At 48.7% G+C, this 10,138-nt stretch carries 10 protein-coding genes and 1 pseudogene; 7 read left to right on the top strand and 4 right to left on the bottom strand.

All coding sequences use genetic code 11. The features are described from left to right. Positions 1 to 125, top strand: a pseudogene (locus tag RW114_RS13960) (IS1595 family transposase); the annotation flags it as partial. Between the two features lie 22 nt (positions 126 to 147). Here the strand turns inward: RW114_RS13960 and ygfZ are convergent. Then, positions 148 to 1,122 (bottom strand): CAF17-like 4Fe-4S cluster assembly/insertion protein YgfZ, encoded by a 975-nt coding sequence (gene ygfZ / locus RW114_RS13955; RefSeq protein ID WP_340123365.1) that lies wholly within the window; start codon positions 1,120 to 1,122, stop codon positions 148 to 150. A gap of 356 nt (positions 1,123 to 1,478) precedes the next feature. Here ygfZ and RW114_RS13950 point away from each other — a divergent pair, with 356 nt between their 5' ends. Further along, positions 1,479 to 1,898, top strand: a complete 420-nt coding sequence (locus tag RW114_RS13950) for a protein YgfX (protein WP_340123364.1) — start codon at positions 1,479 to 1,481, stop codon at positions 1,896 to 1,898. Between the two features lie 9 nt (positions 1,899 to 1,907). Here RW114_RS13950 and parC read toward each other — a convergent pair whose 3' ends face one another. Both parC and RW114_RS13940 read right to left on the bottom strand, forming a co-directional pair. After that, the gene (gene parC / locus RW114_RS13945; RefSeq protein WP_340123363.1) at positions 1,908 to 4,139 is read right to left on the bottom strand and encodes a DNA topoisomerase IV subunit A; all 2,232 of its coding nucleotides are present in this window, start codon (positions 4,137 to 4,139) and stop codon (positions 1,908 to 1,910) included. A gap of 140 nt (positions 4,140 to 4,279) precedes the next feature. Then, positions 4,280 to 4,801, bottom strand: coding sequence for a DUF2380 domain-containing protein (locus RW114_RS13940; RefSeq protein ID WP_340123362.1), 522 nt, complete (start codon positions 4,799 to 4,801; stop codon positions 4,280 to 4,282). A gap of 214 nt (positions 4,802 to 5,015) precedes the next feature. Here RW114_RS13940 and RW114_RS13935 point away from each other — a divergent pair, with 214 nt between their 5' ends. After that, complete coding sequence (locus RW114_RS13935) at positions 5,016 to 5,258, top strand: hypothetical protein (protein WP_340123361.1); 243 nt, start codon at positions 5,016 to 5,018, stop codon at positions 5,256 to 5,258. A 53-nt stretch (positions 5,259 to 5,311) separates the two neighbouring features. On the opposite strand, the gene folP is transcribed toward RW114_RS13935, so the two are convergent. After that, on the bottom strand, positions 5,312 to 6,172 hold the full coding sequence (folP, locus tag RW114_RS13930) for a dihydropteroate synthase (protein ID WP_340123360.1): 861 nt from the start codon (positions 6,170 to 6,172) through the stop codon (positions 5,312 to 5,314). 391 nt (positions 6,173 to 6,563) lie between these two features. Between folP and RW114_RS13925 the strand changes: the two genes are divergently transcribed. The 4 genes from RW114_RS13925 (at position 6,564) to RW114_RS13910 (ending at position 10,064) form a co-directional block, all read left to right on the top strand. After that, a complete protein-coding gene (locus RW114_RS13925) occupies positions 6,564 to 7,100 on the top strand; it encodes a flavoprotein (RefSeq protein ID WP_340123359.1) in 537 nt (178 codons plus the stop codon). Further along, on the top strand, positions 7,097 to 8,485 hold the full coding sequence (locus tag RW114_RS13920; protein ID WP_340123358.1) for a DUF6513 domain-containing protein: 1,389 nt from the start codon (positions 7,097 to 7,099) through the stop codon (positions 8,483 to 8,485). The genes RW114_RS13925 and RW114_RS13920 overlap by 4 nt, the downstream gene beginning before the upstream one ends. 128 nt (positions 8,486 to 8,613) lie before the next feature. Further along, entirely contained in the window at positions 8,614 to 9,288 is a 675-nt protein-coding gene (locus tag RW114_RS13915) for a DUF447 domain-containing protein (protein WP_422614818.1), read from the top strand. Further along, complete coding sequence (locus tag RW114_RS13910; RefSeq protein WP_340123357.1) at positions 9,285 to 10,064, top strand: (5-formylfuran-3-yl)methyl phosphate synthase; 780 nt, start codon at positions 9,285 to 9,287, stop codon at positions 10,062 to 10,064. The genes RW114_RS13915 and RW114_RS13910 overlap by 4 nt, the downstream gene beginning before the upstream one ends. Positions 10,065 to 10,138 lie beyond the last annotated feature (74 nt).

Here is a 10,138-nt window from a genome sequence, read left to right as displayed (position 1 = left end):
TAGCTACCAAATACTTGCCAAACTACCTGGGCTGGCGACGGGCTTTTGAACAACACTGCCAACTCACGCCGGAAACCCTACTCAATGCTGCTCTGGGGAATTTTCAATATTTAACGATGACATAGCCTTAAATAATAAGCACTAAAATTATACCGTCAATAAGGTAATTTTATCCTGATTATAATTTTTCAGCCTAAGACTATAAGCATTTGTGTCCGAAACGTGCATCACAATCAGCATCTTGCAACTATTACGCCTGTTTTGCGCATACAGCACTTTACCTATACCTTGTTCTGTATCTGCGCTGTCGTCAATGATGATTGAATTAGGTTCGGGAGGCACCAAAGCTTCGCATTCGGCCAGAAACATTTCCCTTTTTGCCTTGCCCAGATAATGCGTCCGGGCAACAATTTCCTGACCGGTATAACAGCCCTTGTTGAAACTGATGCCGCCCAGCTTAACCAGATTAAGCATTTGCGGAATAAATTCTTCCGATGTTGCAACGGTAAGCCAGGGAATGCCTGAAATTATATCGAGATAGCGCCATTGCGCCGAATCTTCAGGCTGAAAACCCAGCTCAACCTGTTCAAACCAGAGCGTCTGGGCATGATCGGCCAGAGCAATAATCAGGCTGCGGTTCTGTAGATTGACCATGATATTTTCCTGCCGGCTTGTTGTAAAATCAACAGCTCCGGCGGGATGTGCTGCACCATCAGATAAACCGATTAAACACCATTCATCCGAGCTGTCCGTTAAGCTAACATCAGCTCTTAACACATACATTTGCAATCTTTTTTTGACCGATGTCAGCAATTCCTGGGGCAAAATCATCAAAAAATCATCAGCGTTTTTAACCAGTAAAAAAGTCGTAATCGCCCTGCCCTTGGGGTTACATATTGCACCCAGACTGCTTTTTATATCGGTAATGTCGTTAATATTGCAGGTAATTTGTCCCTGTAAAAGTTTTGCCGCATCAGCTCCGGCAATCGTCAAAACGCCAAAATGTGCAATCGGATAAATATGCTTATCGCCTTCATGTTCCGACGATGGAAAAACAATATCGATGTCGTTATTGAATATTGCCTTTTCAGCAAGCAGAAAGTTTTTCCAGTCAGGATTCATCGATAAATAAAATAATGTGGTTTAAAGTGTGCTGATTATATCGCTGTTCGAACCAAGACAAGAAATCTGTGTGACCATTTTCATTACCAGCATTTTCAGTATTGATCCTCTCGGATTTGTAATGGTCAACTAAAACCGGACACTTTCTAGCGAGTCGTTTTGAGACTATAATTGATGACACGGTTGAGGCTGTCATGCATAAGCTTAATCACCGCCTTCGAAAAACACTCAATTTTAAAACACCGCATGAGGTCTTTTTTGCTGAACCAGAGAAAGAAGCCGCATGATTACCGGGATTGCACTTCGGAATTGAATCCGTCCGTCATCAATCGAAAGCAAAATAAAATAAATTCAACTTGGCAAAAAAACACGAACCCTCGCTGTTGGTGGAGCTTAAATCCTCCAAACGATTAAAGCGGCTGCTGATTGTGATGCATGTACTGGCCTTGGGTTCAAGCATTTCCAATGCGTTACCGATTGAGGTCAAATTGGCTTTGTCGACCGGGATCTGCCTGCATCTTTGGTTTAGCATTAAACGCTTAACCAGCAAGCCCTACATCATCAAACATACCGAAGAATTTGGTTGGGAAATATCCGACGGCAATGACTTTGAATCGATCCAAATCCTGAATTCAACCGTAACCACCGTATTCGCAATATTTTTACATTTCAACAAAAACGCCCATAAGCAATCCCTGCTTATACTCAACGATGCGTTAACTGAGGACGATTATCGGCGCCTTATCGTCAGACTGAAAACATCTGATAAAAAATAAGTACCACTATCACTCGCACTCCAAGCCATCAACCCGCTGAAAACCTCTGGGTAAAGACAAGCCTCTTTTGGCGCGACTGCCGGAATAATGATCAATGTCGGCGCCTTTAAGCGTTAACTGCCTTTTACCGGCCATGATTTTTAACTGCCCGTTTTCAGGTAGCGCCACCGCCGCGACCACGTAATCTTTGCCGGCATTCAGATCGGTTGTCGGGATTTGAATCAGCCTATTACCTTTGCCTTTCGCCAAAGCGGGCAACTCGGCCACCGGAAAAATCAGCAAACGGCCTTGTAAAGTTACCACCGCAAGCGAATCCGCTTCACTACATATCCGTGCAGGTTTTAATACCTTGGCACCTTCCGGCAGCGTAATCAGCTGCTTTCCGGCCTTATTTTTGCTCAACAATTCTTTTAGCTGAACCCTGAAGCCATAGCCGAAATGGCTGGCAAGCACATACCAGTCATCGGGTCCGCCTGCCAGCAGATGCAGAAATAACGAACCCGGCGGCGGATTCAGTCGTCCGGTCAACGGTTCGCCCTGAGTCCTGGCCGACGGCAGATCATGCGAGGCGGTACTGTAAGCCCGACCGGTGGAATCGAGGATGTAAACCGGCTGTGTCGTCCGGCATTTGACTGCATCCAGAAAACTGTCGCCGGAACGATAATTTAAACTGGCAACATCGATATCATGACCTCTTGCCGCCCTGATCCAGCCTTTTTCCGACAGGATGACGGTCAACGGTTCATTGCTTATTAACGCAGTGGTTTCCAGCGCCTGCGCCGCATCCCTGGCAACAATCGGCGAGCGCCGATCGTCGCCGTATTTCTCGGCATCACGCTCGAGTTCTTTTCTGATCAGGCGATTCAGCAAGCGTTGCGAACCCAGAGTTTTTTCCAGCGCGGCGCGTTCCTTTTCCAGTTCATCCTGCTCGCCGCGAATCTTCATCTCTTCGAGCTTGGCCAGATGCCGCAACTTTAATTCCAGTATCGCTTCGGCCTGAATATCGCTGATGCCGAAACGCTCCATCAGCACCGGTTTGGGACGGTCTTCACTGCGAATAATCGCGATAACTTCATCAATATTCAGATAGGCAATCAGCAAGCCATCCAAAATATGCAGGCGCGCCAGCACCTTATCCAACCGGTATTGCAGGCGTTTGCGCACGGTCTCGGTACGAAACGCCAACCATTCAACCAGTATGCCTCTAAGCCCTTTAACCTTGGGCCGTCCATCCAGGCCGATCATGTTCATGTTGACGCGATAGCTTTTTTCCAGATCGGTGGTCGCAAACAGATGCGACATCACTTCATCCGCATCGATGCGTTTTGAACGGGGAATGACCAGTAAGCGGGTCGGGTTTTCATGATCCGATTCATCGCGCAAATCCTCAATCATCGGCAGCCTTTTCGCCAACATTTGCGCGGCGATCTGCTCCATCAATTTGGCGCCGGAAACCTGGTGCGGCAACGCGGTAATCACGATATTGCCGTCTTCCTGCTCATATTTGGCGCGCATTTTTATCGAGCCGCCGCCGCTGATATACATTTTCTGTATATCCTCGGCCGAAGTGATAATTTCCGCATCAGTCGGATAATCGGGGCCTTTAATATGGGTAAACAAGGTTTCCAGCGTACTGTTCGGATCATCCAATAACTGGATACAGGCATTGGCGACTTCGCGCAGGTTATGCGGCGGTATGTCGGTCGCCATGCCGACCGCGATGCCCATGGTGCCGTTCAGCAAAATATTCGGCAGCCGCGCAGGCAACAGCACCGGCTCTTTCAGCGTCGCATCGAAATTATCCGACCAGTCCACCGTGCCCTGCCCCAATTCGCTTAACAAGGTGTGCGCATAAGCGGTCAGGCGCGATTCGGTGTAGCGCATCGCGGCAAAGGATTTGGGATCGTCCGGCGACCCCCAGTTGCCCTGCCCGTCAACCAGCGGATAACGGTAGGAAAAACTCTGCGCCATCAACACCATCGCTTCATAGCAGGCAGAATCACCGTGCGGATGATATTTACCCAACACGTCACCGACGGTTCTGGCCGACTTTTTAAACTTGGCAACCGATGTCAAACCCAGCTCGGACATCGCATAAACGATGCGGCGCTGCACCGGCTTTAAGCCATCGGCAATATGCGGCAAGGCCCGATCCAAAATCACATACATGGAATAATCCAAGTAGGCTTTTTCGGCAAAATCCTTTAACGGCAGTTGTTCAAAATTTCCTCGTAAAATCATAAATTATCAGCCGTCCCTGGGTAAATCCAGATACAAGAGCTTGTCCTGGCACATTTTGGCTGATTCATAAGTCTTTTTTCCATATTGTTATCCAGTTGTCGTCTCGGTACTTCAATAGCTTGTCCATTTTCATCCAATCATTATTTGTGTATTGCCTTTGGAGGCGGTGGCCTATAAATTTTATCCAGATCATCGTCGATTTTAACCGCAAGACTTTCGACACCTTTTAGCGTTAATTTTTTATCTCCGCCTTTTATCTCTGAAATGTAATTGCCGATTAATTGACCATCATTAGTCCTGACCAAATGGCCCATTATATAAGCGAACAAGAAACTGGGTTTATGCAGTCTTCCAACCAGTACATAATCTGCACCGGCATTTTTAGCCAGTTCGGCGGCGCTATCGTGATGATCAAAAAGATAGCCAACTCCGCCATTGGCCTCCCGCTGCGACTTTACATCTACCGCGACGATTTTATACCCGGCTCTTTCCAGCTCCGCTTCCAGCATGGGTTTTATGCTCGCTGTTCTTTGCAGCTCGTCAGGTATGCCCGGCGCTAACGTTAAATCACGCAATTCGAAATCCAATATGGCTATGCGGGTTTCTGCGTTAGCCTGGGCGGTGAATGATATGCATAAGAATAATATTGTAAAAATTTTCATGACTTGCCTCCTGGAGTCCCGTTTAAAAATGCTGCATAGCGCAGTATAGCGATAGCGCGCTTTGCCAAATAACGCTTTAACTTATTGTTTTATGAAGGCATCAATAATCGCAATGAGGTTGCAGTAAATTCATGATGAGACTAGCATAGCCAGTTGCCAGCTTCAAATATGAGGCAGCATTTCATTTTTCCTTCAATTCAGCAGGGAGATCATCATGCCAATCCAAGACGAACATGACAATAAAACCGACCAACCACTGTCATCAACAGACTCAGACGATTCTACAGAAAATGTTAAAGGCTCCATTAAGACACTGTTATTAGCCATCGCCGGCGTGGTGCTGGTGTTATCCATCATGGTATTACTGCCGATGCTTCTTACCTATTTATCTGAGGGAGATTATCGCCCTGTAGGAGAGCCTCATCCAGGCCTAAGCAGTCAAAGTGACTATAAGTGAAACCTGATAAATAGGGAATATTTGTAAACGGTGGGCAGAAAAACCTGCCCACCCTATCTGCTCTGTTTAATCGCCCAGGCCACATCGGCTGCCTGCCGGTTTTCTTTAACATCATGCACCCGAAACAGCTGCACACCCGCCATAACCCCCAAAGCCGTAGTCACTGCGGTGGCGGTAACCAACTCCGAAGGTTCGGTCACAGCGCAAATCGTCCCCATAAAACGCTTGCGACTTGTGCCTAACAGCACCGGAAAACCGGTTGCTACCAGGCTGTCAAGATGCGCCAATAAATCGATATTATCCTGCTTGCGCTTACCAAAACCTATGCCCGGATCGATCACAATCGCTTGTTTTTTAATCCCTGCCTTTAACGCCGCATTAATGCTTTCGTTCAGGGCTTCAAGCACCTCCTGTACGACATTTTCATAATGCGGATTATCCTGCATGGTTTTTGAGACGCCCTGACTGTGCATCAAAATAATCGGCACACCGGTTTGAGCGGCCAGCGTCAAGATCGCTGCATCCGCCCTGCCCCCTGAAATATCGTTGATCATATCGGCTCCGGCATCCAGCGCCGCTTTGGCGACCTCACTTGAGGTCGTATCGATGCTGATTAATATATGACTAGCCAACTGTTGTCTGATGGCTTCAATCACCGGAACCACCCGCTGGATTTGTTCCGCAGCCGCAACCGGATCGGCACCGGGACGCGTCGACTCGCCGCCGATATCTACAATATCCACGCCTTCAGACAACATCAGTTCAACCTGTTGCAACGCCGCATTGAGACCTGAAAATTTACCGCCGTCGGAAAAACTATCCGGCGTCACATTTAAAATCCCCATAATCAGCGGTTTGGTCTGTATGCCGCAAGCCAGTCTGAAACTGGCGCTGCTGTTGACTTGGTTAAACATTCCCTAAAAACTCCTGTGCGCGAAATCGGCGTATCGATTCATGTATAATAACCGATATTACCTACTGTCCACGAAAGACACGAAAATCACGAAAATCACGAAAGAGCTTTTCTACAGGTACAGCGGTTTCAATTTGAATTGGTATAGTAAATAACATTGTCGCTGGAGTGCGGGCTTTTCCTGCCCTGGCAAGCGAAGCTTGCACTCCGATCACACCTTGTTTTATTAAAGTAGCTTTAGTAATCAACTGAACTTGAACACACCATAATTACTCGGATCGAAATGATATGCTCAAAATAACCACAGCTCTATTCCCTTCTGCTATGTGTTTTTTCGTGCTTTTCGTGTCTTTCGTGGACAATACGTTCGTCAATCATGAATGCTGAATTTAATGGATAAACCGCGATTAGCCTGGGCCGTTACCGGCTCCGGTCATTATATAGAAGAATGCCTGAATTTCCTGATGACCCTGGACGATGTTGATTTATATCTGAGCCAGGCCGGGGAAGAGGTATTACACATGTACCGCATCAATCTCGATGACATCCGCAAAAAAATGCCGGTGTACCGCGACAAAACCGCTTCAGCACCGCCGGTCGGGCATTTTTACAAGGGTCATTACCATACCTTGGTGATGGCTCCGACTACATCGAATACGGTTGCCAAATGCGTGCTGGGCATTGCCGACTCGTTGGTGACCAATCTGTATTCCCAGGCCGGAAAATGCAAGGTTCCGAGCATTGTCTACCCTTGCGACATAGCGCCGGAAATGGAAACCACCGCACCGGGCGGAAAAGTCATGGTGTATCCGCGAAAAATCGATCTGGAGGGCACGGCCAAATTGCGCAGTTTTGAATACACCACAGTCGCTGACAGTGTGGACGAACTGATCATCAAAGTTAAAGAACGGCTTGAATCGTTAACATGAGCGAACACATCCTCTTTCTTACCGGCAGACTGGCGGAAAAACAGCTGCATAATATCCTGCAAAAAATGCAGCCTAAATTCACCTACACCGTGCATCAACTGGGCCTTAAGGTTGCAGCCTTGATGACCGCCGACATGATAGGCCGACGCCTGACCGACACTTTCGGCGCTGACCGGATACTGGTGCCCGGACGCTGCCGCGGCGATCTGGAAGCCTTGTCCAAAGACTTAGGCTTGCCGATTGAGCGTGGCCCGGAAGAGCTCAAAGACTTGCCGATGTTTTTCGGGCAAGCCGCGCACAAACTTGATTTAAGCCGCTACAGCGTCAAAATCTTTGCCGAAATCGTCGATGCGCCGAATGTCAGTGTTGAAGAAGTCGTTAAACGCGCCACCTACTACCGACAAAACGGCGCCGATGTGATCGACATAGGTTGCCTGCCGAGCACCGATTTTCCGCACATGGAAGACATCATCCGCACCTTGAAACAGGAAGGTTTTACCGTCAGCATCGATTCGCTGGAGGCGGACGACTTGCTCAGGGGCGGCAAGGCGGGCGCCGATTACATGCTCAGCCTGCACGAAAGCACGTTGTGGGTCGCCGATGAAGTGGCGGCGACGCCGATTTTAATTCCTGAAAGACATGAAGACCTGGCCTCGCTGGATCGAGCCATCAACATCATGCAGGCAAAAAACAAAGCCTTTATCGTCGACCCGATTTTGGATCCCTTGCATTTTGGCTTCACCCAATCCATCGTTCGCTATCATGAAGTCAGGAAAAACCATCCCGATATTGAAATGATGCTGGGCGTCGGCAACATCACCGAACTGACCCATGCCGATACCCTGGGCATGAATGCCCTGCTGCTGGGCATCTGCTCGGAACTCAACATTAACAGCATCTTGGCAACCGAAGTCAGCAAACATGCCTGCCGGGCCGTCAAGGAAGCCGATCTGGCCCGACGCATCATGTTTGCGGCAAAAGAACATGGCATGCTGCCCAAGCATATCGATCCCGGCTTAATGGCTTTGCATGAAACCTCACCTTTTCCTTATAGTCTGGAAGAAATCAAGGAACTGGCCGGGCAAATCAAAGATCCCAGCTTCCGCGTTCAAATCAGCGCCGAAGGCGTGCATATTTTTAACCGAGACGGCTTGCACAGCGCCACCGATCCGTTCGACCTGTTTCCCAAACTGCATGTCGAAAATGACGGCGGCCACGCTTTTTATCTGGGCGTTGAACTGGCCAGAGCTGAAATAGCCTGGCAACTGGGTAAACGTTATACTCAGGATCAAGCGTTACAATGGGGTTGCGCAACCGACAGCGCAGAAGCCACCGTTGACCTGCACACCTTTAAACCCGCCGGAAGCACTTTGAAATCAACGTAGCCCACGGAAACCATGAAAAAAATGAGGAGTGCAAGCTTTGCTTGTGCTTGCAGGCAAAGCCTGCACTCCAGTAATCAGCCGTTTTCGCCATTAAAGGTGACATCGCCTAATTTTATGAAGAAGTTACCATGATTCAAGAAACCATAGTCATCACCCAAAACAGTTTCGGTCTGGCGCATATTGCGCCGATGGGCATACACATACCTTCTGGGTCGCAAGACGATTTCATCATCCTGCCGTTTCGCCCCTCGACAACACTCAATAACCTGTTGGCAAGCAAAACCGCCGTGATCAACTATTGCGATGATGTACGGGTGTTTGCCGGATGCCTGACCGGGCGGCGCGACTGGCCGTTAAAACCGGCGGAAAAAATCGATGGTCAAGTGCTTGATTGTGCGCTGGCCCATACCGAAGTCGAACTGGTTCGCGTTGAAGACGACCAGACCCGGCCCAAACTATTCTGCAAGGCCGTGCATAACGTTAATCATGCACCCTTTAGAGGCTTTAACCGCGCCCAATATTCGGTACTGGAAGCGGCGATTTTAATCAGCCGGTTAGATAGGATTCCGCTGGAAAAAATACAAGCCGAAATCGACTATCTGCGTATTGGCCTGGAAAAAACAGCCGGAGACAGGGAGCTGAAAGCCTGGAGTTGGCTGATGACGGTTATTGAAAACTTTATCGCCAAGGAGGGTGTATATGCCACAAGCCAGTCTGGAACTGGCGTGGCGATCGCCAGGGAGGGTGTGAATGCCGAAAACCTGCCGGGAGCAGGTTCGGCAAAAACCGGGATCAGCTCATGACCGGAATGCTTGCCAGCGTTAACAGCGTAGAAGAAGCCTTGCTGGCTTTAAGCGCGAATGTCGATATTATCGACCTGAAACAACCGGCTTTGGGTGCTTTGGGCGCGCTGAAAACCGATATTGTCAAAAACATTGTTGTTGCAATTAACGGTCGCTGCCCCATCAGCGCAACCGTTGGCGACCTGCCGATGCAGCCTGAGATTGTTTACCAGGCAGTAACAGAGATGGCCGAAACCGGCGTCGATTATATAAAAATCGGTTTTTTTCCCGGCGGCGACTGGCAGGGAACTATAGAAAAACTCGCTACGTTCCCGCAAACGATAAACCTAATAGCCGTATTATTCGCCGATACCCAACCGGATTTTGCCGTCATAGACTCGCTCGCCGCGCCTGCTCCCGGCAGGTTTTCGGCATACACACCCTCCATGGCGATCGCTGCGCCAGTTCCCGACTGGCCTGCAGCATACACACCATCCATGGCGATAAAAAATGCCGGATTCAACGGGGTAATGCTCGACACCATGAACAAATCCAACGGCTCCTTAACTCAGGTCATGGCAAAAGCCGACATAGCGCAATTTGTCCGACTGGCAAAAGACCGGAAAATGCTCTGCGGACTGGCCGGTTCGCTCAGACTGGACGATATAGCCGAACTGATACCCTACCAGCCGGATTATCTTGGTTTTAGAGGTGCATTATGTCTGGATCACAACAGAACAGCGCAATTAAACAGTGCGTCAATCAGGCAAATAAAACAGGCTATAGATCAAAATTAGCTACCTGCCAAAAACCACATTTTAATTGCCGATTGAAGAGCAATTACAGGGATGACTTTAATCGCTCATTCACA

It is taken from the genome of Methylobacter svalbardensis (assembly GCF_037671525.1).
Taxonomy (GTDB): Bacteria; Pseudomonadota; Gammaproteobacteria; order Methylococcales; family Methylomonadaceae; genus Methylobacter_A; species Methylobacter_A svalbardensis.
Note: the sequence above shows the minus strand (reverse complement) of the source record. Positions and strands in the feature narration are given on the sequence as shown.